This window comes from Pseudomonas sp. Z18(2022), from assembly GCF_036346535.1.
In the GTDB taxonomy this organism is placed as follows: domain Bacteria; phylum Pseudomonadota; class Gammaproteobacteria; order Pseudomonadales; family Pseudomonadaceae; genus Aquipseudomonas; species Aquipseudomonas yamanorum_A.
In genome coordinates this window covers 306,814-329,641 of record NZ_JAOTOA010000003.1, presented here as the reverse complement: position 1 = coordinate 329,641, position 22,828 = coordinate 306,814, and the positions used below count along the sequence as shown (strand labels likewise).

At 61.3% G+C, this 22,828-nt stretch carries 21 protein-coding genes; 15 read left to right on the top strand and 6 right to left on the bottom strand.

The annotated features are described in order from the left end of the window. Positions 1–30: 30 nt before the first annotated feature. From V3W39_RS09595 to aspA, 3 genes are all read right to left on the bottom strand, one after another. Positions 31–1,008, bottom strand: coding sequence for an asparaginase (locus V3W39_RS09595; RefSeq protein WP_259195415.1), 978 nt, complete (start codon positions 1,006–1,008; stop codon positions 31–33). A gap of 86 nt (positions 1,009–1,094) precedes the next feature. Next, positions 1,095–2,546 carry an alanine/glycine:cation symporter family protein gene (locus V3W39_RS09590; RefSeq protein WP_259195416.1) on the bottom strand — a complete coding sequence of 484 codons (1,452 nt, stop codon included), beginning with the start codon at positions 2,544–2,546 and terminating at the stop codon, positions 1,095–1,097. 391 nt (positions 2,547–2,937) lie between these two features. Further along, positions 2,938–4,362, bottom strand: a complete 1,425-nt coding sequence (aspA, locus tag V3W39_RS09585) for an aspartate ammonia-lyase (protein WP_010168341.1) — start codon at positions 4,360–4,362, stop codon at positions 2,938–2,940. Positions 4,363–4,543: 181 nt separating this feature from the next. On the opposite strand from aspA, the gene V3W39_RS09580 reads away from it, so the two are divergent. The 5 genes from V3W39_RS09580 (at position 4,544) to V3W39_RS09560 (ending at position 8,339) form a co-directional block, all read left to right on the top strand. Continuing rightward, positions 4,544–5,452, top strand: coding sequence for a LysR substrate-binding domain-containing protein (locus V3W39_RS09580; protein WP_177043671.1), 909 nt, complete (start codon positions 4,544–4,546; stop codon positions 5,450–5,452). Positions 5,453–5,783: 331 nt separating this feature from the next. Beyond that, positions 5,784–6,275 (top strand): 5-(carboxyamino)imidazole ribonucleotide mutase, encoded by a 492-nt coding sequence (gene purE / locus V3W39_RS09575; RefSeq protein WP_003195648.1) that lies wholly within the window; start codon positions 5,784–5,786, stop codon positions 6,273–6,275. A gap of 12 nt (positions 6,276–6,287) precedes the next feature. Then, positions 6,288–7,373 (top strand): 5-(carboxyamino)imidazole ribonucleotide synthase, encoded by a 1,086-nt coding sequence (locus V3W39_RS09570; RefSeq protein WP_083356067.1) that lies wholly within the window; start codon positions 6,288–6,290, stop codon positions 7,371–7,373. A gap of 105 nt (positions 7,374–7,478) precedes the next feature. Next, entirely contained in the window at positions 7,479–7,724 is a 246-nt protein-coding gene (locus tag V3W39_RS09565; RefSeq protein WP_003213408.1) for a GlsB/YeaQ/YmgE family stress response membrane protein, read from the top strand. 78 nt (positions 7,725–7,802) lie between these two features. Continuing rightward, entirely contained in the window at positions 7,803–8,339 is a 537-nt protein-coding gene (locus V3W39_RS09560) for a DUF3299 domain-containing protein (protein ID WP_177043673.1), read from the top strand. A 58-nt stretch (positions 8,340–8,397) separates the two neighbouring features. On the opposite strand, the gene V3W39_RS09555 is transcribed toward V3W39_RS09560, so the two are convergent. Both V3W39_RS09555 and V3W39_RS09550 read right to left on the bottom strand, forming a co-directional pair. Continuing rightward, complete coding sequence (locus tag V3W39_RS09555; protein WP_330212539.1) at positions 8,398–9,297, bottom strand: D-hexose-6-phosphate mutarotase; 900 nt, start codon at positions 9,295–9,297, stop codon at positions 8,398–8,400. A gap of 58 nt (positions 9,298–9,355) precedes the next feature. Beyond that, complete coding sequence (locus tag V3W39_RS09550; RefSeq protein ID WP_003176975.1) at positions 9,356–9,760, bottom strand: acyl-CoA thioesterase; 405 nt, start codon at positions 9,758–9,760, stop codon at positions 9,356–9,358. Positions 9,761–10,217: 457 nt separating this feature from the next. On the opposite strand from V3W39_RS09550, the gene V3W39_RS09545 reads away from it, so the two are divergent. The 10 genes from V3W39_RS09545 (at position 10,218) to V3W39_RS09500 (ending at position 21,368) form a co-directional block, all read left to right on the top strand. Further along, on the top strand, positions 10,218–11,507 hold the full coding sequence (locus V3W39_RS09545) for an MFS transporter (protein WP_330212538.1): 1,290 nt from the start codon (positions 10,218–10,220) through the stop codon (positions 11,505–11,507). 262 nt (positions 11,508–11,769) lie between these two features. Next, on the top strand, positions 11,770–12,756 hold the full coding sequence (locus tag V3W39_RS09540; RefSeq protein ID WP_065883793.1) for a phosphate ABC transporter substrate-binding protein PstS: 987 nt from the start codon (positions 11,770–11,772) through the stop codon (positions 12,754–12,756). A gap of 235 nt (positions 12,757–12,991) precedes the next feature. Continuing rightward, positions 12,992–15,277, top strand: a complete 2,286-nt coding sequence (locus V3W39_RS09535) for an ABC transporter permease subunit (RefSeq protein WP_330212537.1) — start codon at positions 12,992–12,994, stop codon at positions 15,275–15,277. 15 nt (positions 15,278–15,292) lie between these two features. Continuing rightward, positions 15,293–16,963 carry a phosphate ABC transporter permease PstA gene (pstA, locus tag V3W39_RS09530; protein ID WP_177079145.1) on the top strand — a complete coding sequence of 557 codons (1,671 nt, stop codon included), beginning with the start codon at positions 15,293–15,295 and terminating at the stop codon, positions 16,961–16,963. A gap of 175 nt (positions 16,964–17,138) precedes the next feature. Continuing rightward, positions 17,139–17,972, top strand: a complete 834-nt coding sequence (pstB, locus tag V3W39_RS09525; protein ID WP_177043677.1) for a phosphate ABC transporter ATP-binding protein PstB — start codon at positions 17,139–17,141, stop codon at positions 17,970–17,972. A gap of 72 nt (positions 17,973–18,044) precedes the next feature. Then, the gene (gene phoU, locus V3W39_RS09520) at positions 18,045–18,806 is read left to right on the top strand and encodes a phosphate signaling complex protein PhoU (protein ID WP_177043678.1); all 762 of its coding nucleotides are present in this window, start codon (positions 18,045–18,047) and stop codon (positions 18,804–18,806) included. A gap of 124 nt (positions 18,807–18,930) precedes the next feature. Continuing rightward, on the top strand, positions 18,931–19,830 hold the full coding sequence (locus V3W39_RS09515; RefSeq protein WP_177043679.1) for a response regulator: 900 nt from the start codon (positions 18,931–18,933) through the stop codon (positions 19,828–19,830). Between the two features lie 190 nt (positions 19,831–20,020). Beyond that, positions 20,021–20,344, top strand: coding sequence for a type II toxin-antitoxin system RelE/ParE family toxin (locus tag V3W39_RS09510; RefSeq protein WP_259195425.1), 324 nt, complete (start codon positions 20,021–20,023; stop codon positions 20,342–20,344). Between the two features lie 4 nt (positions 20,345–20,348). Beyond that, positions 20,349–20,648, top strand: coding sequence for a helix-turn-helix domain-containing protein (locus V3W39_RS09505; RefSeq protein WP_259195426.1), 300 nt, complete (start codon positions 20,349–20,351; stop codon positions 20,646–20,648). A 66-nt stretch (positions 20,649–20,714) separates the two neighbouring features. Then, positions 20,715–21,368 (top strand): M23 family metallopeptidase, encoded by a 654-nt coding sequence (locus V3W39_RS09500; RefSeq protein ID WP_259195427.1) that lies wholly within the window; start codon positions 20,715–20,717, stop codon positions 21,366–21,368. Between the two features lie 3 nt (positions 21,369–21,371). Here the strand turns inward: V3W39_RS09500 and V3W39_RS09495 are convergent, their stop codons facing one another. Next, complete coding sequence (locus tag V3W39_RS09495; RefSeq protein ID WP_076013189.1) at positions 21,372–22,712, bottom strand: hemolysin family protein; 1,341 nt, start codon at positions 22,710–22,712, stop codon at positions 21,372–21,374. Between the last annotated feature and the right edge of the window lie 116 nt (positions 22,713–22,828).

Below are 22,828 nucleotides of genomic sequence, written 5' to 3'. Positions count from 1 at the left end.
GCCAGGCAGGCGGTGGATATGTAGCGGGCTTTAGCTCAGCTCACCGCAGAGGTCGAGTTCGATCAGCCGGCGAACTTCGGCATTCTCCAGGCCCGCGCCGAGCAGCGCATTGAGCTTGCCGAACACCGCTTCCCGGGTCATCCCGCCGCCGGACAACACGCCCACGCTGCGCAAGCGGCTGCCGGCTTCATACACATCCAGCTCCACGCCGCCTTCATGGCATTGGGTAATGGCGACGACGATTACGCCGTTGTCCTGCGCCCGCTTGAGGCTGGCGAGGAATTCGGGGTTATCGCTCGGCCCGGTGCCGCTGCCGAAGCATTCGAGCACCAGCGCCTGGATGCCGCTGTCGATCAGCGCGTCCAACTGCGCGGCGCCAATGCCGGGCACCAATGGCAGCACGCCGACATTGGCCAGCCCCTTGGCCTGGCGGTAATGCAGCGCTGCCGGAAGCATTTCTGCCTGGGCCACGCCGCCGTTACGCTGCAACGCGGCAAACGGATGGCGACCAAAGCTGCGGATTTTTGCGCAGCGGGTTGGGGCCATCAGCACGCCGTGGAAATACAACTGCACGCCCGGTACCAGGCCTTCGCCCAAGGCCACCAGCGCGCCGCTGACGTTTTCCCAGGCATCGCTGTCGGGCACGCCGGCCGGCAGCATCGAACCGGTAAACACCACCGGTACAGGCAGGCCCAGCAGTTGGAAACTCATGGCCGCCGCACTGTAGGCCAGGGTGTCGGTGCCGTGCAGGATCAGCACGGCGTCGCAGCCGGCATCCACCGCTTCGATCACCGCCACACGCAAGCGCTGCCAGTAGGCGGGCGTCATGTTGGCGCTGTCGATCAGTGGGGACATTTCCTGGAAGCGCCAGGCCGGCACGTCCAGTTGGGCGAGGGCTTCGCTCATGCGGGCTTCAAAACCCGAAGCCGGCGCCAGGCCGTTTGCACTGGCCTGCATGCCGATGGTGCCACCGGTGTAGAGCACCATGATGTTAGTAGCTGGGGACATCGAAGAATCTCCTGAACGAAAAACGCCGCCGGGCCCAGAGCATGCCCAAGGCCGGGCGGCGTGTCATCTATCTAGGCTTGCGACGCTTAGCGCTGGGCTTGAGCGTTCAGCTCTGCCGTTGCTTGAGCGGCAGGTTCCGGCTTCACCGGATTAGCCGGCCAGGCCTTGCGGTCCAGGTCCAGGTCCGGGAACTGGCTGGAATCGAACACCGGAGTCTTGATGCCCGCAGCGCGCTGGTTGTCGTAGTCGTTCAGGATGCGCATGGCGATCTTGAACAGGAACGCCAGGGCGAACAGGTTGACGAACGCCAGCAGGGTCATGGTGATGTCGGCGAAGGCGAACACGGTGCCGAGGTTCTCGATGGAACCCCAGAAAATCAGCACCAGCACCAGCGCGCGGTAGCCCATCAACACCTTGCGGTTGTCGCCCACAATGAAGCGCAGGTTGCTCTCGCCGAGGTAGTAGTTGTACATGATCGAGGTGAACACGAACAACGCCAGGGCTACCGAGATGAACATCCGGCCCCAGTCACCCACCACGGCCGCCAGGGAGTTCTGGGTCAGGGCAATGCCGTCGCCTTCGAAGCCCGGGGTGTAGAAACCGGACAGCAGGATCAGCAGCGCGGTGCAGGTGCAGATCACGAAGGTGTCGAGGAATACGCTGAACGCCTGAACCACGCCTTGTGCGATCGGGTGTTCAACCGAGGCCACGGCCGCCACGTTAGGCGCACTGCCCAGACCGGCTTCGTTGGCGAACACGCCGCGCTTCACACCCATGATGATTGCGCTGCCCACCAGGCCACCGAAGGCTTGGTCGAGGCCGAAGGCGCTCTTGACGATGGTCGCGAGCATGGCCGGCACGTGGTCGAATTGCAGCACGATCACGTACAGGGTCACGGCGATGTAGACCAGGGTCTTGACCGGTACCAGCAGGTCCGCAATCGAGGCGATACGCTTGATCCCGCCGATGAACACCAGGCCCAGCAGCACGGCCAGGGCCAGGCCGGTGTAGGTGGTGTCCAGGCCAAACGCATTGTTAAGCGAGTGAGTCACGGCGTGGGCTTGCAGGCCGTTGAAGGCGAAACCGAAAGTCACCAGCAGCAGGAACGCCATCACCATGCCCAGCCAGCGTTTTTGCAGGCCGTGCTGAATGTAGTAAGCCGGGCCGCCACGGTAGGTGCCTTCAGCGTCGGTGCGCTTGTAGAGCTGGCCGAGGGAGCACTCGATAAAGCTCGAGGACATGCCCACCAGCGCGGTGACCCACATCCAGAACACGGCACCGGGGCCGCCCAGGGTCACGGCAATGCCGACGCCTGCGATGTTGCCGGCACCCACGCGCCCGGCGAGGCTGAGCATCAGCGCCTGGAACGAGCTGAGCTGGCCGGAGCTGCTCTTGAGGCTGTCTTTGAACACCGAAAACATGTGGAAAAAGTGACGCAACTGAACGAAACGCGAGCGGATCGTGAAGTAACCACCGAGCCCGACAATGAGCACGATCAATACTTTCCCTGAGAGGAAGTCGTTGATGACTTCTAGCATGGAGTGTTCCTCGCTGATTTTTCTAATGGCAAACGCAGGACGGTCCGACGCATCGCTCGGCACCAGGCAGTGCACGACGCTTCGCCCCAATCCTTTTGCGGGTGTTGTTATTCATGCGGTTTCGCGCTTCCCAGGGTCTCGTTACCGACGACCGCTGACGCGAAGAGGGGCGGCACTATACCTAGGAGTGTGTGATCCGTCTGCACGAGGCGATTAAAGGTTTCAGCCAAGGCGTTACGGGCAAGGCGGGTTTGCTGGGCGATCTTGGAGTTTTTATTGGCGTCATTTCACAACCTTGAGGCAAAAAAAAGGGCCTGAAGAACGAGCCTTCAGGCCCTCAAAAGGTGAGAGGTGTCTAGTCCCTCAACCTGGTGAGCGGTGCAACAAACGCTTAGGCCTTCAACGGGACCAAACGTGGGGCAATCATGTTTTCGGGGCGCAGGATGTCGTCGAGCATGGCGTCGTCGAGCAAGCCTTCTTCGCGCACCAGTTCCAGCACGCCGCGGCCGCTTTCAAGGGCAATACGGGCGATGCGGGTGGCGTTTTCATAGCCGATGTACGGGTTCAAAGCGGTGACCAGGCCGATGGAGTGTTCCACCAGCTCGCGGCAGCGGGCTTCGTTGGCGGTGATGCCGACGATGCAGTGCTCGCGCAGCATGTCCATGGCGCGTTGCAGCAGGCGGATCGAGTCGAAGATCTTGTAGGCGATCAACGGCTCCATCACGTTCAGTTGCAGCTGGCCGCCTTCGGCCGCGATGGTCAGCGCCAGATCGTTACCGATGATCTGGAACGCCACCTGGTTCACGGCCTCCGGGATTACCGGGTTGACCTTGCCGGGCATGATCGAGCTGCCTGGCTGGCGGGCCGGCAGGTTGATTTCGTTGATGCCGGTGCGTGGGCCGCTGGACAGCAGGCGCAGGTCGTTGCAGATCTTCGAGAGCTTCACCGCGGTACGCTTGAGCATGCCGGAGAACAGCACGAAGGCGCCCATGTCGGAGGTGGCTTCGATCAGGTCGGCAGCCGGTACCAGCGGCTGGCCGCTGATGGTGGCCAGGCGTTGAACGGCCAGGGCCTGGTAACGCGGGTCGGCGTTGATGCCGGTACCGATGGCGGTGCCGCCCAGGTTCACTTCGGTCAGCAGTTCTGGCGCCAGGGTTTTCAGGCGGGCCAGGTCTTCACCGAGGGTGGTGGCGAAGGCGCGGAATTCCTGGCCGAGGGTCATCGGCACGGCGTCTTGCAGCTGGGTACGGCCCATCTTCAGGACGTGGCTGAATTCTTCACCTTTGGCGGCGAACGACTGGATCAGGCTGTCGAGGCTGGCCAGCAGGGCGTCGTGGCCCAGCAGCAGACCCAGGCGGATCGCGGTCGGGTAGGCGTCGTTGGTCGACTGCGCCATGTTCACGTCGTTGTTGGGGTGCAGGTACTGGTATTCGCCCTTGTTGTGGCCCATGGCCTCCAACGCGATGTTGGCGATGACTTCGTTGGCATTCATGTTGGTTGAAGTGCCAGCGCCGCCTTGAATCATGTCCACCACGAACTCTTCGTGGAAATCGCCGCGGATCAGACGGGCACAGGCTTCGCTGATGGCAGCGTGCTTGGCTTCGCTGAGCTGGCCCAACTCGCGGTTGGCGTCAGCGGCCGCTTGCTTGACCATTGCCAGGCCGACCACCAATTTCGGGTAATGCGAAATCGGAACGCCCGAGAGGCGGAAGTTGTTCACCGCTCGCAGGGTCTGGATGCCGTAATACGCTTGAGCAGGTACTTCGAGTACGCCAAGCAGGTCTTTTTCTGTGCGGAAAGATGCAGCGGAGGACATGACGGAAATCATCTCGATATGGACCCGGGCTAGGCCGGAACGCTGTGAATGCTAGGCTTGCGGGAAGTTTTGGGCCAATGCTGTTAAACACTGGCCTATGCATAAACGGCATAATGTCGGTGTGACCCCGTTACCATGGCGGACGTGTGTGCCAAAATGGTGCGTGCCCCGGGAGGATGTGATGAACCTTGAAAGCAAATGGCTGGAAGACTTTAGCGCCCTGGCTGCTACTCGCAGCTTCTCCCAGGCGGCTGAGCGGCGCTTTGTCACCCAGCCGGCGTTCAGTCGGCGCATCCGCAGCCTGGAGGCGGCGCTGGGGCTGACCCTGGTCAATCGCTCGCGCACGCCGGTCGAACTGACGGCAGCGGGGCAGTTGTTCCTGGTCACCGCGCGTACCGTGGTCGAGCAGCTCGGCGAAGTGCTGCGGCACTTGCATCACCTGGAAGGCGGGCAGGGCGAAGTCATGCAGGTGGCGGCGGCCCACTCCCTGGCGCTGGGCTTTTTCCCACGCTGGATCGCGCAACTGCGCAATGAAGGACTGAACATCGCCACCCGGTTGGTCGCCACTAACGTCGGCGACGCGGTGCACGCGCTGCGCGAAGGCGGCTGCGACTTGATGCTGGCGTTCTACGACCCGGACGCCGCGATGCAGATGGACCCGGAGATTTTCCCGTCGCTGCACCTGGGCAACACCGAGATGCTCCCGGTGTGCGCCGCCGATGCTGACGGCAAGCCGCTGTTCGACCTGGAAGGCGAGGGCAGCGTGCCGCTGCTGGCCTACAGTGCCGGCGCGTTTCTCGGGCGTTCGGTAAACCTGTTGCTGCGCCAGCGAGCGCTGCGCTTCACCACGATTTACGAAACCGCCATGGCCGACAGCCTCAAAAGCATGGCCCTCGAAGGCCTGGGCATTGCCTGGGTGCCGCAGTTGAGCGTGCGGGCGGAGCTGGCGCGGGGCGAACTGGTGGTGTGCGGCGGTGCGCAATGGCATGTGCCGCTGGAGATTCGTTTGTACCGCTGCGCCCTGGTGCGCAAGGCGAACGTGCGGTTGTTGTGGCGCAAGCTGGAAGGTGGAGCGGCGCAGAATACCTGAGCCAACACAGGTCAAAGGTGGGAGCTGGCTTGCCTGCGATTGCGGTGGGTCAGCGCCTGAAATGTTGGCTGATACACCGTTATCGCAGGCAAGCCAGCTCCTACAGGGTTTTGCGGTGTTTTCGCTGACCTGGAAGTCAATAAAACCGCTACTTTGCGCCACTGGACAGATGGTCATTCCAGGGGCTGTTTATCTGCGTTATTACGGTATACTGCGCGGCCTTCGGCCGGTCCAACCGGCCTTAATTCGTACACCAAGCCACGCCGGATTTCCCGCGTGGCTTGTTGTTTTTTGACGCGCCTGCGGGCGCCCAGAGAGAAGAGGCACGACGATGAGTGCATTGGTTGGCGTGATCATGGGCTCCAAGTCCGATTGGTCCACCCTTAGCCACACCGCCGATATGCTGGAAAAACTCGGCATTCCCTACGAAGTGAAGGTGGTTTCCGCCCACCGCACTCCGGATTTGCTGTTCCAGTATGCCGATGAAGCAGAATCCCGTGGCATCGAGGTGATTATCGCCGGTGCCGGCGGTGCCGCTCACCTGCCTGGCATGTGTGCCGCCAAGACTCACCTGCCCGTGCTGGGCGTACCGGTGCAGTCGTCGATGCTCTCGGGCGTGGATTCGCTGTTGTCCATCGTGCAGATGCCCGCCGGTATTCCGGTGGCTACCCTGGCGATCGGCAAGGCCGGCGCGATCAACGCAGCATTGCTGTCTGCCAGCATCCTCGGCGCCAAGCACCCGCAGTTCCACGCGGTGCTGAAAAAATTCCGTGCTGAGCAGACAGACAGCGTCCTGGACAATCCGGACCCACGCATTGCCTGAGGTTGTTGATTGATGAAAATCGGTGTAATCGGTGGCGGCCAACTGGGTCGCATGCTGGCCCTGGCGGGTACGCCGCTGGGGATGAACTTCGCTTTCCTGGACCCGGCGCCAGACGCCTGCGCGGCTGCGCTGGGTGAACACCTGCGGGCTGACTACAGCGACCCGGATCACCTGCGCCAGCTGGCCGATGAAGTCGACCTGGTGACCTTCGAGTTCGAAAGCGTCCCGGCTGAAACCGTGGCCTTCCTGTCGCAGTTCGTGCCGGTGTACCCGAGTGCCGAAGCCTTGCGTATCGCTCGCGACCGCTGGTTCGAGAAGAGCATGTTCAAGGACCTGGGCATCCCGACGCCGGCCTTCGCCGACATCCAGTCCCAGGCCGACCTGGACGCTGCAGTCGCCTCCATCGGCCTGCCGGCCGTGCTGAAAACCCGCACCCTGGGTTACGACGGCAAGGGCCAGAAAGTCCTGCGCACCGCTGCCGATGTGGTCGGTACCTTCGCCGAGCTGGGCAGCGTCGCCTGCCTGCTGGAAGGCTTCGTGCCGTTCACCGGTGAAGTCTCGCTGATCGCCGTGCGTGCCCGGGATGGCGAAACCCGCTTCTACCCGCTGGTGCATAACACCCACGACAGCGGCATCCTCAAGCTGTCCGTGGCCAGCACCGACCACCCGCTGCAAGCCCTGGCCGAAGATTATTCGAGCCGCGTGCTCAAGCAGCTGGATTACGTCGGCGTGATGGCGTTCGAGTTCTTTGAAGTCGACGGCGGCCTCAAGGCCAACGAAATCGCTCCGCGAGTGCACAACTCCGGGCACTGGACCACCGAAGGCGCCGAGTGCAGCCAGTTCGAAAACCACCTGCGGGCGGTAGCGGGCTTGCCATTGGGCTCCACGGCCAAGGTCGGCGAGAGCGCCATGCTCAACTTCATCGGCGTGGTGCCGCCGGTTGAGCGCGTGATCGCCATCGACGACTGCCATCTGCATCACTACGGCAAGGCCTTCAAGGCCGGGCGCAAGGTCGGCCACGCCAACCTGCGCTGCAAGGACCGCGCGACGCTGCAAGCGCAGATCCTCAAGGTAGAGGCGTTGATCGCCGAGCAATAAGCCGAGTCCGACGGGAACCATTGGTGACCGTCGTCTCTCTGATTGCAGGACGCCAAAGTCTGACTAGGCTTTGGCTTACGCACACTCAATTCAGAGGGAAATGCCATGGGCATCATTGGAACCATCTTTATCGGCCTGATCGTCGGCCTGCTGGCGCGTTTCCTGAAACCAGGCGACGACAGCATGGGCTGGATCATGACCATCCTGCTGGGTATCGCCGGTTCGCTGGTTGCGACCTATGGTGGCCAGGCACTGGGCATCTATCAGGCTGGCCAGGGTGCAGGCTTCATCGGCGCGCTGGTAGGTGCCGTGGTACTGCTGGTGATCTACGGTCTGCTGAAAAAGAAGTAATTTAGCGACCAGGCCCTCTGCGCTGCGCAGGCGCAGAGGGCTAGAATGCCGGCACTGTATTCCTTGCCGAGCCTCTCCATGCGCCGTCTTCTGTTGACTCTTCTTTTGCTGGGCTGTGGCCTGGCGCACGCTGGCGAACTGCCGGAAACCGACTGGCTGGAACTGATGCCCAAGTCGGACCAGAAAGCCCTCGAAGAAATGCCCGAAATCGACCACAACTCCCCGGAAGCCCAAGGCACCTTCACCGCAAAGGGTGGCCTGAAGCAGAGCAAGGGCTTGCCAGCGGTGATGTATTCCACCAAGACCGTGGCCGCGATGAACGGCAAGAACATTCGCATCGGCGGCTACCCTGTGCCGCTGGAAACCGACGCCAAGGGCCGCAGCACGCTGTTCTTCCTGGTGCCTTACCCGGGCGCGTGCATCCACGTGCCGCCACCGCCGCCCAACCAGTTGGTGCTGGTGCGTTATCCCAAGGGGTTGAAGCTGGATGATATCTACACGCCGCTGTGGGTCACGGGCACGCTGAAGGTGGAGAAGGTCAACAACGACCTGGCCGATGCGGCCTATGCGCTGGATGCGGGGAAGGTACGGGCAGTCAAAGAGTCGGACTTGTAAGCCGCGACGCAATTCAAAATGTGGGAGCTGGCAAACCAGCTCCCACATTTGATTGGGTTTACAGGGCGATACCGCTGATGCTCACACCCAGGGTATGGCTTTCGCCCGGTGCCAGTGTCACCGCATCGTCCAGCACGTTCGCCGTCTCGATGCACAGCATGCCCTGCCAGCCGTCGTCGGCCATGTCGCTGAAGGCCTTGGCACGTTCGGTCCACGGGTTCCAGATCACCGTCGAGCGCGAGCCCGTGCTGGTGAGCTGGACGCGACGCTGCCAGTCTTTATCGACAATGTTCAGTTGCGCCGGCGTGTCGAGGTAGATGCGGTCGGTCTCGGCGGTGAAGTGCAGGAGCCCGGATTGCTGCTTGTGGGTCCAGCCGTCGGCGGTATCGATATAGGTCAGGCCGTCCAACCCTTCGACCTGCACCTTGCGTACATCACTGACGGCAAAGTAGCTGTGCAGCGCCTGGCTGAGGCTGACGGTCTCGGTGCCACGGTTATGGCTGGTCAGGCGGATGTGCAGTTGATCATCCAGCAGGATGCTCATCTTCACGTCGACCTGATGGGGCCAGCCCGGGAATCCACCTTCGGGCACCGGCAGCTCCAGCTCAACCTGCAGCGCTGTGCCTTGCGCTTCAACGCCCGCCAACGTCCAGTCGGCGGTCCGCACGAAACCATGGGCGCCAGCCGGCTCATCACCCTGGTACATGGCCTTGACGCTCTGCGGGTTACGGTCAAATACGCCAAACCACGGCCAGCACACCGGCACGCCGGTACGAATGCCTTTGCCTTTCTTGAACACCACTTCGTCGTTGGGCCAGATCAGCGGCTTCTCGCCGGCGCGCTGGTAGCTGACGATGTGCGCACCTTGCTGGGCCACCACCAATTCGGCGCCGTCATGGCGGATGCGCCAAGCATTCAGCTCATCCAGTTTTACGGTTTCAACGTTGGGTGTAGACATGGGCGCGCGCTCTCAATGGCAGACAATGGGGCAATGGACCGTCAAAACGTCGCGATGTTTAACGCGCCCGCGACGGAACCGAGCGGGTGCGACCGCTGCCGTCGATGGCCACGAACACAAACACTGCCTCGGTCACCTTGCGCCATTCGCTGGACAGCGGGTCGTCGCTCCATACTTCGACCATCATCTGGATCGAGCTGCGGCCGATTTCCAGGGCCTGGGTATAGAAGGACAATTGCGCGCCGACAGCCACCGGCACCAGGAATGCCATGCGGTCAATGGCGACGGTCGCCACGCGGCCACCGGCAACCTTGCTCGCCATGGCCGTGCCGGCCAGGTCCATCTGTGCGACCAGCCAGCCGCCGAAGATGTCGCCGAAACCGTTGGTTTCACGCGGGAGTGCGGTGATTTGCAGGGCGAGATCGCCTTGCGGGATAGGATCTTCTTGTTCGAGTTCGATCATGCCGGTGCCTCTGACCCGTGACGCTTCATGGGTATTTCAAGTGGATAGCCGTCTTCTGGAAAAACGTTTCAGCACCAACATACACCGCTCGATGCGTTTCTCGTAAGGCGTACTAAAGGGAAACTCTGCCAAATCGGCTGGCGGGCGGCCAACGACGTTTTGGCACAGCAGCCCCTCAAGGATGCGGGTCTGGCGCTTGCAATGGCCGAGTATATCGAGCCGTCGGCGCCACGACGACCTCCCGCGGCTCATTTGGTCGGTAAATAGACGCTGTATCGCGGCTTTTTCCGGCAACTGTGCTCCTGGTCATATTAATTGCCCCTCTGCGACGGGAATATTTCGCGGATCTGAACTGTTAAGTGCTCAACGCTGTGCTTTTTCAAGCGATTTGCTATCTTGCCAAGCCTGCCGCAAGTCCCGGGCTTGCCGTCCTGACTACTATAAGAGAAGCCTTGCCATGTCCTCCGTGCCCGCAAGCAGTGCGCAACCGTCGCGCCCGCTAACCCGCAACGACTACAAAACCCTGTCGCTGTCTGCCTTGGGCGGGGCGCTGGAGTTCTACGACTTCATCATTTTCGTGTTTTTCGCCACGGTAGTCGGGAAGCTGTTCTTCCCTGCCGACATGCCTGAATGGCTGCGCATGATGCAAACCTTCGGTATCTTCGCCGCCGGCTACCTGGCGCGGCCGCTGGGCGGGATCATCATGGCGCACTTCGGTGACCTGCTGGGCCGCAAGAAGATGTTCACCCTGAGCATCTTCATGATGGCCGTGCCGACCCTGATCATGGGCCTGCTGCCGACCTACGCGCAGATTGGCCTGTGGGCACCGATCCTGTTGCTGCTGATGCGGGTGATCCAGGGCGCGGCGATTGGGGGTGAAGTGCCGGGCGCCTGGGTATTCGTGTCCGAGCACGTGCCGCCGCGTCATATCGGTTATGCCTGCGGCACCCTGACCAGCGGCCTGACGGCGGGCATCCTTTTGGGTTCGCTGGTGGCAACCGTCATCAATACCCTCTACAGCCCGGAGCAGGTGTCGGATTACGCCTGGCGGATTCCTTTCCTGTTGGGCGGTGTGTTTGGCCTGCTGTCGGTATACCTGCGTCGCTGGCTGCATGAAACCCCGATCTTCGCCGAAATGCAGCAGCGCAAGACCCTGGCGGCTGAACTGCCATTGCGTGCCGTGCTGCGTGACCACCGTGGTGCCATCGTGCTGTCGATGCTGCTGACGTGGCTGCTGTCGGCGGGTGTGGTCGTCGTTATCCTGATGACGCCGACCGTGCTGCAAACGATCTACCACTTCAGCCCCACGGTGGCGCTGCAGGCCAATAGCCTGGCCATCGTTACCCTGAGCCTGGGGTGCATTGCCTCCGGTGCCCTGGCCGACCGTTTTGGTGCCGGCCGCGTGCTGATCATCGGTTGCGCCTTGTTGCTGGCCACTTCCTGGACGCTCTATCACAGCCTGATGGCTCACCCGGACTGGCTGTTCCCGTTGTACGCCTTGACCGGCCTGTTTGTAGGCACCATCGGTGTGGTCCCCTACGTCATGGTGAAAGCGTTCCCGCCGGTGGTGCGTTTCAGTGGCTTGTCGTTCTCCTACAATGTCGCCTACGCCGTATTCGGTGGCCTGACGCCATTGGCGGTGTCGCTGCTGATGAAGGAAAGCCCGATGGGCCCGGCCTACTACGTCGCTGCCCTGTGTGTGATGGGGACGCTGGTGGGTGCTTACCTCTGGAAACGCGGGCGCTGACTTACCGATAACCTTGTGGTGAGGGGGCAAGCTCCCTCACCACAGATTTTGCTCGGCAACGCTTACAGTGTGTTTCCAACGAACTGCTGCAGTCGCTTCAACCTCCTCGCAAGCCCCCGGATTTATTGATTTTCCCCTTCCTGACAGGTTTTTCATAAATGATGGCCTTTCATCTAATTGTCATATTCCAGACATAGAGTGTTCACACGGCCTACCGATACTTGGCCCCGATCCAATTATCCCTATCTGCTAGGAGCAAGGCATGAAACTGAAACGTTTGATGGCGGCAATGACTTTTGTCGCTGCTGGCGTTGCGACCGCTAACGCGGTAGCCGCTGGTGTTGACCCGGCCATTCCGGCTTACGTGAAGACCACTGGTGTGTCGGGCAACCTGTCCAGCGTTGGTTCCGATACCCTGGCAAACCTGATGACCTTGTGGGCTGAGGGTTACAAGAAGGAATACCCGAACGTCAACATCCAGATTCAGGCCGCCGGCTCCGCCACTGCACCACCTGCGCTGACTGAAGGCACCTCCAACCTGGGCCCGATGAGCCGCAAGATGAAGGACACCGAACTGGCTGCCTTCGAGCAGAAGTACGGCTACAAGCCAACCGCGATCCCGGTTGCCGTGGATGCCCTGGCCGTGTTCGTGCACAAGGACAACCCGATCCAGCACCTGACTATGGAACAGGTCGACGCGATCTTCTCCTCGACGCGTCTGTGCGGCGCCAAAGCTGACGTCAAGACCTGGGGCGACCTGGGCGTGACCGGCGACCTGGCCAACAAGCCAGTGCAACTGTTCGGTCGTAACTCGGTATCCGGCACCTACGGCTACTTCAAGGAAGAAGCCCTGTGCAAAGGCGACTACAAACCTAACGTGAACGAACAACCTGGTTCGGCGTCGGTTGTACAGTCCATCAGCTCCTCGCTGAACGGCATCGGTTACTCGGGCATCGGTTACAAGACCGCCAGCGTGAAAACCGTGGCCCTGGCCAAGAAAGGCAGCACTGAGTTCATCGAAGACAGCGAAGAAAACGCCCTGAACGGCAAATACCCGCTGTCGCGCTTCCTGTACGTTTACGTCAACAAAGCCCCGAACAAGCCTCTGGCCCCGCTGGAAGCCGAGTTCGTGAAGCTGGTTCTGTCCAAACAGGGCCAGGAAGTGGTAGTGAAAGACGGCTACATCCCGCTGCCAGCCAAAGTTGCCGCCAAGGCACTGGCTGACCTGGGTCTGAAAGAAGGCAACTAAGCCTGTAATACCCTGTGTAGGGGCAGGCTTTTAAGTGGGAGCGGGCTTGCCCGCGATGCTGGCGACGCGGTTCAAGGTTGAAATCGTGTTGATGCCATCGCGGGCAAGCCCGCTCCCACACAAGCCCGGCCTACACCATCAATTTTTTAATCCGCTGCCAGCCATGCTACGCGGCGGATTTCTTGCGTCACTACACTGTCATCTTTCTGTCATACAGGACCGCTAGGGTGTGCGCATGAATGATCTGGCCAATTCCACCATGACGACGACTTCTCCCCCCAAGCGCATTGATTTCAATACGCCTGAGCTGCAACGCAAGCGCCGTATTCGCGCGCTCAAGGATCGCCTGACCCGCTGGTATGTGCTGATTGGCGGCCTCGCCGTGCTGGGCGCGATCACCTTGATCTTCTTCTTTCTGGCCTACGTGGTCGCGCCGCTGTTCCACGGTGCCAACCTGACCAAGGAAGATGCGTTGACGCCGGCCTGGCTGCAGGACGCCGGCAAGTCGCTGATGATCTCCATGGAAGAGCAGAACCAGGTCGCCATGCGGGTTTCCGACAAGGGCCAGGCGCTGTTCTTCAACGTTGATACGGGTGCCGAGCTCAAGCGTGTAGACCTGCCGTTACCGGCCGGTGCCACAGTCGCCTCCATTGGTGAAGACCAGCCCGGCAGCCCGCTGGTGATCCTTGGCCTGTCCAACGGCCAGTCGCTGGTGTTCCGCCACACCTATAAAGTGTCGTACCCGGACGGCAAGAAAACCATCTCGCCAGCCATCGAATACCCTTACGGCGAAACGCCGATCGTCCTCGACGAACAAGGCCTCCCGCTTGAGCACGTAGCCTTGAACGCTACCGACTCGTCGCTGGTGGTGGCCGGTTCCAGCGGCGCCCATCTGAACGTGCTGTCCATCAGCCGTGAAGAAAACATGATGACCGAGGAAGTCACCACCGAGCAGAAGCGCATCGAACTGCCGCAGATGACCGAGCCGGTGAAAGCCATCTTCGTCGATCCGCGCCAGCAGTGGCTTTACGTGATCAACGGCCGTGCCCAAGCCGACGTTTTCAGCCTGCGGGACAAGAGCCTCAACGGTCGATACAAATTATTGGAAGATGGCGTGGCGCAAGTCACGGCCAGCACCCAACTGGTGGGCGGCATTTCGCTGATTATCGGTAACTCCAGCGGTGGCCTGGCGCAGTGGTTCATGGCCCGCGATCCGGACGGCGAGCAGCGCCTGAAGCAGATCCGCACCTTCCAGATGGGCACCGCGCCTATCGTTGAAATCACCGCCGAAGAGCGTCGCAAAGGCTTCACCGCCCTCGATGCTTCCGGCAAGTTCGGCGTGTTCCACAGCACCGCCCACCGCACGCTGCTGGTGGACAAGGTGGTCGACGGCACCGGTGTCTTCGGCATGTCGCCACGGGCCAACCGGGTGATCGTCGAAGCCGGCGGCAAGCTGCAACCGCTGTTGCTGGACAACCCGCACCCGGAAGTTTCCTGGAGCGCGTTGTGGAGCAAGGTCTGGTACGAAAACTACGACGAGCCTAAATACGTCTGGCAATCGACCGCCGCCAACACCGACTTCGAACCCAAGATGAGCCTGGCGCCGCTGACCTTCGGTACCTTGAAGGCTGCGTTCTACGCCATGCTGCTGGCGGCGCCACTGGCGGTTGCCGCTGCGATCTACACGGCCTACTTCATGGCCCCGAGCCTGCGCCGCAAGGTCAAGCCGGTGATCGAATTGATGGAAGCGATGCCGACGGTGATCCTCGGTTTCTTCGCCGGCCTGTTCCTGGCGCCGTATGTCGAAGGGCATCTGCCGGGGATTTTCAGCCTGCTGATGCTGTTGCCGATTGGCATCCTGGTGGCCGGTTTCATCTTCAGCCGCCTGCCTGAGTCGATCCGCCTGCGGGTCCCGGATGGCTGGGAAAGCGCGATCCTGATTCCGGTGATCCTGTTTGTGGGCTGGCTCTCGCTGTACATGAGCCCGTACCTGGAAACCTGGTTCTTCGGCGGCGACATGCGCATGTGGATCTCCCATGACCTGGGCATCACCTACGACCAGCGCAACGCCCTGGTAGTCGGCCTGGCCATGGGTTTTGCGGTGATCCCGAACATTTACTCCATCGCTGAAGATGCCGTGTTCAGCGTGCCGCGCGGCCTGACCCTGGGCTCCCTGGCCCTGGGCGCCACGCCATGGCAGACCATGACCCGCGTCGTCATCCTGACCGCCAGCCCGGGCATTTTCTCGGCGTTGATGATCGGCATGGGCCGTGCGGTGGGTGAAACCATGATCGTGCTGATGGCCACCGGCAACACCCCGGTGATGGAGATGAACCTGTTCGAGGGCCTGCGCACCCTGGCGGCCAACGTCGCGGTGGAAATGCCCGAGTCGGAAGTCGGCGGCAGCCACTACCGCGTGCTGTTCCTCTCGGCGCTGGTGCTGCTGCTGTTCACCTTCGTCATGAACACCCTCGCCGAGCTGATTCGTCAGCGTCTGCGCAAGAAATACTCGTCGCTTTAAGAAAGGTAGAAGTCTGTGAAACAGAACTCCCTGAATGGATGGTTCAAGAGCGGCGCCCCGGGCGTCTGGATCAGCGGTGGCGCGGTGTCCATCGCGGTCATCATGACCATTGGTTTGCTGGCCGTGATTGCTGTGCGTGGCCTGGGCCACTTCTGGCCGGCCGACCTGATCCAGGCCAACTACAACGTGCCGGGCCAGGAAAACCATATCGTCATCGGCGAAGTGGTGCAGAAAGAAGAAGTGCCCCGCGAGCGCCTGAAAAGCGCAGGCTTGCCGGTGCCCGACCAAGGCCCGGAGTTCATGACCCGCGAGCTGATCAAGGTCGGCAACCGTGACTTGAACGGCAACGACTTCACCTGGATCGTCGGCGAGTGGCTGACCAATCAGACCAAGCCCGCCGAACTGATGACCATCGAGCGTCGTGAGTGGGGCAACTTCTACGGCACCCTGGTCAACGTCAAGCAGGACGGCAAGGTGATCGCTGAAGGCGAGGCCGCCTGGCCGGAGCTGCAAGCCCGCGTCGACCGCGTCAACAAGCTCGCCGCCCAGCTCAAGACCCTTGAGAAGTCCGACATCGGCGCGATCAACGCCGGCCTCGAACGCATCCGCCTGCACGGTCGCAAACTGGAGCTGGAAGGCAAGCTGGACGCCACCGCTCAAGCCGACATGGACAGCGGCCGCGCCGAACTGAACAACCGCTACAAAGACATCGAAGCCCGCCTGGCCGACCTGCACACCCAGTTCAACCGCGACAGCCTCACCGCCCGCGATGGCAACGGCAAGGAAATCGAAATCGGCATCGGCAAGGTGGTGCACGCTTACCAGCCGAACGCCATGGGTTACCTGACCAAGGTCGGTTTCTACTTCAGCAAGGTCTGGGAATTCCTCAGCGATGACCCACGGGAAGCCAACACCGAAGGCGGGATTTTCCCGGCGATCTTCGGCACCGTGATGATGACCCTGATCATGGCGATGATCGTGACCCCGTTCGGCGTGCTGGCGGCGGTGTACCTGCGTGAGTACGCCAAGCAGAACACCCTGACCCGCATCATCCGCATCGCGGTGAACAACCTGGCCGGTGTGCCTGCCATCGTTTACGGCGTATTCGGCCTCGGCTTCTTCGTCTACGTACTGGGCGGCTCGGTCGACCGGCTGTTCTTCGCCGAAGCGTTGCCGGCGCCGACCTTCGGTACGCCGGGCCTGCTGTGGGCATCCCTGACCCTGGCGCTGCTGGCGGTGCCGGTGGTGATCGTGGCCACCGAAGAAGGCCTGGCGCGGATTCCCCGCACCGTACGTGAAGGCTCCCTGGCACTGGGCGCGACCAAGGCGGAAACGCTGTGGAAGATCGTGCTGCCGATGGCCAGCCCGGCGATGATGACCGGCATGATCCTCGCCGTGGCCCGCGCCGCCGGTGAAGTGGCGCCGCTGATGCTGGTGGGTGTGGTGAAACTGGCGCCGTCGCTGCCGGTGGACGGCAACTACCCTTACCTGCACCTGGACCAGAAGATCATGCACCTGGGCTTCCATATTTATGACGTCGGCTTCCAGAGCCCCAACGTCGAGGCCGCGCGGCCGCTGGTGTACGCCACTGCGTTGCTGCTGGTGCTGGTGATTGCCACGCTCAACCTGTCGGCGGTGTGGATTCGTAACCACCTGCGCGAGAAGTACAAGGCGCTGGACAGTTAAGCGGGCACCTGTGGGAGCTGGCTTGCCTGCGATGCAGGCGACTCGGTTGAACAGGTACACCGCGGTGATGCCATCGCAGGCAAGCCAGCTCCCACAGGGTTGGCGCTAGACACAGATTTTGAGTAAGCCGCCCCGGCGGTTCAACGAAACGAATTGGTAGCACAGGGAGCATCCCATGCAACAAGAAACCCATTCCCACGGCATCAACATGTCAGCCCTGGGTCGCGACAAGCAGAGCCTGAGCCTGGCCCAGGAAACCGTGGCCATCGAAGTGCCGGGCCTGAGCCTGTACTACGGCGACAAGCAGGCGCTGTTCGACGTCAGCATGAATATTCCGAAGCAGCGCGTGACCGCCTTCATCGGCCCGTCCGGCTGCGGCAAGTCGACCTTGCTGCGCACCTTCAACCGGATGAATGATCTGGTGGACGGCTGCCGCGTCGAGGGCGCGATCAACCTCTACGGCACCAACATCTACCGCAAGGGCGAAGACGTGGCCGAGTTGCGTCGCCGGGTGGGCATGGTGTTCCAGAAGCCCAACCCGTTTCCCAAGACCATCTACGAAAACGTGGTGTACGGCCTGCGCATCCAGGGCATCAACAAGAAGCGCATTCTCGACGAAGCCGTTGAATGGGCACTGAAAGGCGCGGCACTGTGGGATGAGGTCAAGGACCGCCTGCACGAATCGGCCCTGGGCCTGTCCGGCGGCCAGCAGCAACGTCTGGTGATCGCCCGCACCATCGCCGTGGAGCCGGAAGTGCTGCTGCTCGACGAACCGTGCTCGGCACTCGACCCGATCTCCACGCTGAAAGTCGAAGAGCTGATCTACGAACTGAAATCCAAGTTCACCATCGTGATCGTGACCCACAACATGCAACAGGCGGCGCGGGTTTCCGACTACACCGCGTTCATGTACATGGGCAAACTGGTGGAGTTTGGCGACACCGACACCCTGTTCACCAACCCGGCGAAGAAGCAGACCGAAGACTACATCACCGGTCGTTACGGCTAGCAGCTGGCAGGTTGCACACTGAACTGATGCTGCGGTCGACCGCACCTTACCGGACGTTCCAAGGACGCCAACATGATTAGCAAAGAAGGCCTTACCCATCACATCTCCGCGCAGTTCAACGCCGAGCTTGAGGAAGTGCGCAGCCACCTCCTCGCCATGGGCGGGCTGGTGGAGAAGCAAGTCAACGATGCCGTCACCGCGCTGATCGAGGCCGACTCGGGCCTGGCCCAGCAAGTGCGCGAGATCGACGACCAGATCAACCAGATGGAACGCAACATCGACGAAGAATGCCTGCGCATCCTGGCCCGTCGTCAGCCGGCGGCGTCCGACCTGCGTTTGATCATCAGCATCTCCAAGTCGGTGATCGACCTGGAGCGTATCGGCGACGAAGCCACCAAGATTGCCCGTCGCGCCATCCTGTTGTGCGAAGAGGGCGAAGCGCCGCGGGGCTACGTCGAAGTGCGCCACATCGGCGACCAGGTGCGCAACATGGTCCGCGATGCGCTGGATGCGTTTGCCCGTTTCGACGCCGAGCTGGCGTTGTCGGTGGCCCAGTACGACAAAGTCATCGACCGCGAATACAAGACCGCCTTGCGTGAACTGGCCACCTACATGATGGAAGACCCGCGCTCTATCTCGCGGGTGTTGAACATCATCTGGGTGCTGCGTTCCCTGGAGCGCATCGGTGACCACGCGCGCAATATCTCGGAACTGGTGATCTATCTGGTGCGTGGTACCGACGTACGACACATGGGCCTCAAGCGCATGAAAGCTGAAGTTGAAGGCACCGCCGATCAAATCCCTAATGTTCCTGGCGTTCCTGACGATAAGTAAGATTGCCCGAGAAATAAACGCCCGGCCTTTGGTCGGGCGTTTTTGTTTGCGGTGTCTGAATATTTGGCAAATTGCCATCAGGGAAGCGTTATGCTTGCCGAGGTTTTTATAGGATGAAGGGTCGATGAGCAAAGTCAGTGTATTGGTGGTGGATGACGCCTCGTTTATTCGCGATCTGGTGAAGAAGTGCCTGCGCAACTACTTCCCGGGGATCAAGATCGAAGATGCGGTGAACGGCAAAAAGGCCCAGGCCATCCTGATGCGCGAAACCTTCGACATGGTGCTGTGCGACTGGGAAATGCCGGAAATGTCTGGCCTGGAACTGTTGACCTGGTGCCGCGAGCAGCCTCATCTCAAAGCCATGCCGTTTGTGATGGTGACCAGCCGTGGCGACAAGGAAAACGTGGTGCAGGCGATCCAGGCCGGCGTTTCTGGCTACGTCAGCAAGCCGTTCACCAACGAACAGCTGCTGAACAAGGTCAAGCAGGCGCTGAACAAGATCGGCCGCCTCGACGCACTGATCGCCAGCGCACCGACCAAGATGAACTCGGCGTTCGGCAACGACTCCCTCAGCGCCCTGACCGGCGGCAAGCCTGAAGCGGTCAAGCCGGCTCCAGTGGCCGCACCCAGCAAAGGCCTGCTCAACAGCCCGCCGGTGCAGGCCGCTCCGGCAGCGTCGCCTGCCAGCGGGCGTGGCCAGGGCCAGTTACGGCTGTCCAGCGGCACCCAGCAATGTGTGATCAAGGCGCTGAGCATCAAGGAAGCGCTGCTGGTGGTGCGTCGCGGTGAAGTCCTGCCTCAGGTACTGGAAAGCGCCGTGCTCGACCTGGAGCAGGGCGACAACGCCGAAGTGGCGCGTCTTAACGGCTACCTGCACGCCGTCGTGGCCTACGAGCCCAAGCCGGACAGTGATTGGCTGCAACTGACCTTCCGGTTTATCGACCAGGATGCGCAGAAGCTCGATTACATCTCGCGGCTGATCGCCCGCGGGACTGCGCAGAAGCATTTTGTGCCGGGTGCGTGATTTCCCCTCTAATACCGGGAATCGACCAACCGTCTGATTCTCGGTCTTCGGCTTGATTTATATCGATTTGGATATAGTCTTTCGTTGGCAGCACCACTGCTATCAACTGTTCGCTACGCCTTGAAACATACCGCCCCCTCTCTGAGCTGAATCATCTATTACGCTTCTCCTTCCAGAACAGGAGAAGTGGATGCCAAGGCACAAGGATGTGGTGTTTGTGGGGAGCTCGCTCAAGGATCTCAAGTCGTTCCCGCTTGATGCGCGACGAGCCGCCGGTTTTCAGTTGGACCTCTTGCAGCAGGGGGAACAGCCTTTTGACTGCAAGCCGATGAAGACCATCGGGCGTGGCGTTCATGAGATCAGGATTTTCGACGAATCAGGAGCGTTTCGGGTTTTTTATGTGGTCAACCGGCCGGAGGCCATCTATGTGCTGCATGCGCTGCGTAAGACCACTCAGAAAACCGAAATGCGGGATATTGAATTGGCTCGCGCCAGACTGCAGGAGCTAGGTTAAGCCCATGACAGATCAACAGTTTCAAACCGAACGTTTCAGCAGTGTTTGGGATGCCCTGGAAGATACTCCCCAGCAGGCGGCCAACATGCGTTTGCGTTCAAAGCTCCTTCTGGAGCTGTGCAAAACCATTCGCAGTTGGGAGCTTTCCCAGAACGACGCAGCCCATCGACTTCACATCAGCCAGCCGCGCCTTAATGACGTTCTGAGCGGCAAGATCGACAAGTTCTCGCTGGATGCTTTGGTTAACCTGTCAGCAGCGGCTCATATGGACGTGGATATCTGCTTCACACCACTGCCGGCCTGAGGCCACTTAGCACTGTCATGATCCCTTGTTAGCCTGCCATTCAGTCGTCCCTGGCAGGCCAACCCCATGCTCGTGCGCTCACTGCTGTTCTGTGGACTGTTCGCCGTCGCCACGTCGGCGATGTCCATGACCCTCTACAAATCCATCGATGCCGACGGTGTCGTGGTCTTCAGCGACCGGTACACGCCCGGGGCGCAGGCGTTTGTGTATCAGGAGCGGGTGATACCCAAGCGGGTCTATCCTGCCCAACCCGCCGCGTCCTATCGTTATCCCTTGCCCTGGCGCGGCGGCCCGTTCCGTCTCACCCAAGGCCCGAATGGCACCTTCAGCCATTCCGAGCTCAAAAGCCGCTATGCGATGGACATCGCCATGCCTGAAGGCACGCCCATCATCGCGGCCCGTGGCGGCGTGGTACTGAAAACCGAGAACGACCAGAGCGGGCGCGGCGGCGACCCGTCGGGGAATTTCGTGCGGGTGCAGCACGATGACGGCACCCAGGGCGTGTATCTGCACCTCAAGCAAGGTTCGGTCAGCGTCAGGGAAGGGCAGCGAGTGGCGGTGGGCAGCCCGCTGGCGCTGTCGGGCAATACCGGCAACAGCAGCGGGCCGCATCTGCATTTTGTGGTGCAGCGCACGACGGCGTCGGGGCTGGTGTCGATTCCTTACGAATTCAACCAGCCGGTGCAGGCGTTGCCCAATTTTGCATTGGGCACGCGGTGAGGCTTAATCGAGCAGCAGCACCTTGGCCAATACGATCTTCGGCCCTTTCATCTTCTTGATAATGATGCGCAGGCCTTCGACTTCCAGCACTTCTTCCTCTTCCGGCACCCGTTTCAGGGTGTCGTAGATCAGCCCGGCGAGGGTTTCAGCTTCGATGTGGTCCAGGTCGACGCCCAGCAGGCGCTCGACCTTGAACAGCGGCGTGTCACCGCGTACCAACAGCTTGCCCGGCTGATACGCGAGGATGCCGCGCTCGGCCTTGCGGTGTTCGTCCTGGATGTCGCCTACCAGCACTTCCAGCACGTCTTCCATGGTCAGGTAGCCGATGATCTTGCCGTCGGCTTCTTCCACGAGGGCAAAGTGCGCGCCGCCTTTGCGGAACTGCTCGAGCAATTGCGACAGCGGCATGTGGCGCGATACGCGCTCCAGTGGGCGGGTCAGCTCGGCCAGGTTGAACGACTCGGGAATGTGGTCCAGGGCCGCCAGTTCCAACAGCAGGTCCTTGATGTGCAGCAGGCCGACGAACTCGTTGCGCACCGCGTCGTACACCGGGTAGCGGCTGAACTTGTGGCGACGGAACAGTGCCAGGATTTCCTTGAGCGGGGCGTTGAAGTCCAGGGTCACCAGGTCTTCCCGGGAGTTGGCCCAGTCCACCACTTCCAGCTCACCCATTTCCACGGCGGAGGCCAGTACACGCATGCCCTGGTCGCTCGGGTCCTGGCCACGGCTGGAGTGCAGGATCAGTTTCAGTTCTTCACGGCTGTAATGGTGCTCGTGGTGCGGGCCTGGCTCGCCCTGGCCGGCGATGCGCAGGATGGCATTGGCGCTGGCGTTGAGCAGGTAGATCGCCGGGTACATGGCCCAGTAGAACAGGTACAGCGGCACGGCGGTCCACAGCGACAGCAACTCGGGCTTGCGGATGGCCCAGGACTTGGGCGCCAGTTCACCGACCACGATGTGCAGGTACGAGATCACGAAGAAGGCGGCAAAGAACGACACGCCCTTGATCACTTCCGGCGATTGCACGCCGATTGCACCCAGTAACGGTTCGAGGATGTGCGCAAAGGCCGGCTCACCGACCCAGCCCAGGCCCAGGGAGGCGAGGGTGATACCCAGCTGGCAGGCCGACAGGTACGCGTCGAGCTGGCTGTGTACGGTGCGCAGGATCTGCCCGCGCCAGCCGTTTTTGTGGGCGATTGCCTCGACCCGGGTCGAGCGCAGTTTGACCATGGCAAATTCCGCCGCAACGAAGAAGCCGTTGAGCAGTACCAGGATCAGTGCAAAAAGAATCATGCCGAAGTCGGCGAAGAGTGTCGCGAGGGTGATGCCAGGGGAAGGGTCCATGATGGGGTTTTGCGGGTTCCGTCTAATCAAAAAGGGTGAGCAGGCGGCCTGAAAGGCAGGCGCAAGTCAGCCAATGTAGCGGCTGACGGGGCGCTTGCCTAGTGGCGGCTGCCGGA

Bases quoted from the DNA above. Each gene is read 5' to 3' on its own strand.
- phoU (WP_177043678.1), top strand. From the start codon at position 18,045: ATGATTAGCAAAGAAGGCCTTACCCATCACATCTCCGCGCAGTTCAAC.
- V3W39_RS09545 (WP_330212538.1), top strand. From the start codon at position 10,218: ATGTCCTCCGTGCCCGCAAGCAGTGCGCAACCGTCGCGCCCGCTAACC.
- V3W39_RS09560 (WP_177043673.1), top strand. From the start codon at position 7,803: ATGCGCCGTCTTCTGTTGACTCTTCTTTTGCTGGGCTGTGGCCTGGCG.
- aspA (WP_010168341.1), bottom strand. From the start codon at position 4,362: ATGTCCTCCGCTGCATCTTTCCGCACAGAAAAAGACCTGCTTGGCGTA.
- V3W39_RS09595 (WP_259195415.1), bottom strand. From the start codon at position 1,008: ATGTCCCCAGCTACTAACATCATGGTGCTCTACACCGGTGGCACCATC.
- V3W39_RS09505 (WP_259195426.1), top strand. From the start codon at position 20,349: ATGACAGATCAACAGTTTCAAACCGAACGTTTCAGCAGTGTTTGGGAT.
- V3W39_RS09590 (WP_259195416.1), bottom strand. From the start codon at position 2,546: ATGCTAGAAGTCATCAACGACTTCCTCTCAGGGAAAGTATTGATCGTG.
- V3W39_RS09555 (WP_330212539.1), bottom strand. From the start codon at position 9,297: ATGTCTACACCCAACGTTGAAACCGTAAAACTGGATGAGCTGAATGCT.
- V3W39_RS09515 (WP_177043679.1), top strand. From the start codon at position 18,931: ATGAGCAAAGTCAGTGTATTGGTGGTGGATGACGCCTCGTTTATTCGC.
- V3W39_RS09540 (WP_065883793.1), top strand. From the start codon at position 11,770: ATGAAACTGAAACGTTTGATGGCGGCAATGACTTTTGTCGCTGCTGGC.
- V3W39_RS09570 (WP_083356067.1), top strand. From the start codon at position 6,288: ATGAAAATCGGTGTAATCGGTGGCGGCCAACTGGGTCGCATGCTGGCC.
- pstB (WP_177043677.1), top strand. From the start codon at position 17,139: ATGCAACAAGAAACCCATTCCCACGGCATCAACATGTCAGCCCTGGGT.
- V3W39_RS09495 (WP_076013189.1), bottom strand. From the start codon at position 22,712: ATGGACCCTTCCCCTGGCATCACCCTCGCGACACTCTTCGCCGACTTC.
- V3W39_RS09500 (WP_259195427.1), top strand. From the start codon at position 20,715: ATGCTCGTGCGCTCACTGCTGTTCTGTGGACTGTTCGCCGTCGCCACG.
- V3W39_RS09580 (WP_177043671.1), top strand. From the start codon at position 4,544: ATGAACCTTGAAAGCAAATGGCTGGAAGACTTTAGCGCCCTGGCTGCT.
- V3W39_RS09510 (WP_259195425.1), top strand. From the start codon at position 20,021: ATGCCAAGGCACAAGGATGTGGTGTTTGTGGGGAGCTCGCTCAAGGAT.
- V3W39_RS09550 (WP_003176975.1), bottom strand. From the start codon at position 9,760: ATGATCGAACTCGAACAAGAAGATCCTATCCCGCAAGGCGATCTCGCC.
- purE (WP_003195648.1), top strand. From the start codon at position 5,784: ATGAGTGCATTGGTTGGCGTGATCATGGGCTCCAAGTCCGATTGGTCC.
- V3W39_RS09535 (WP_330212537.1), top strand. From the start codon at position 12,992: ATGAATGATCTGGCCAATTCCACCATGACGACGACTTCTCCCCCCAAG.
- V3W39_RS09565 (WP_003213408.1), top strand. From the start codon at position 7,479: ATGGGCATCATTGGAACCATCTTTATCGGCCTGATCGTCGGCCTGCTG.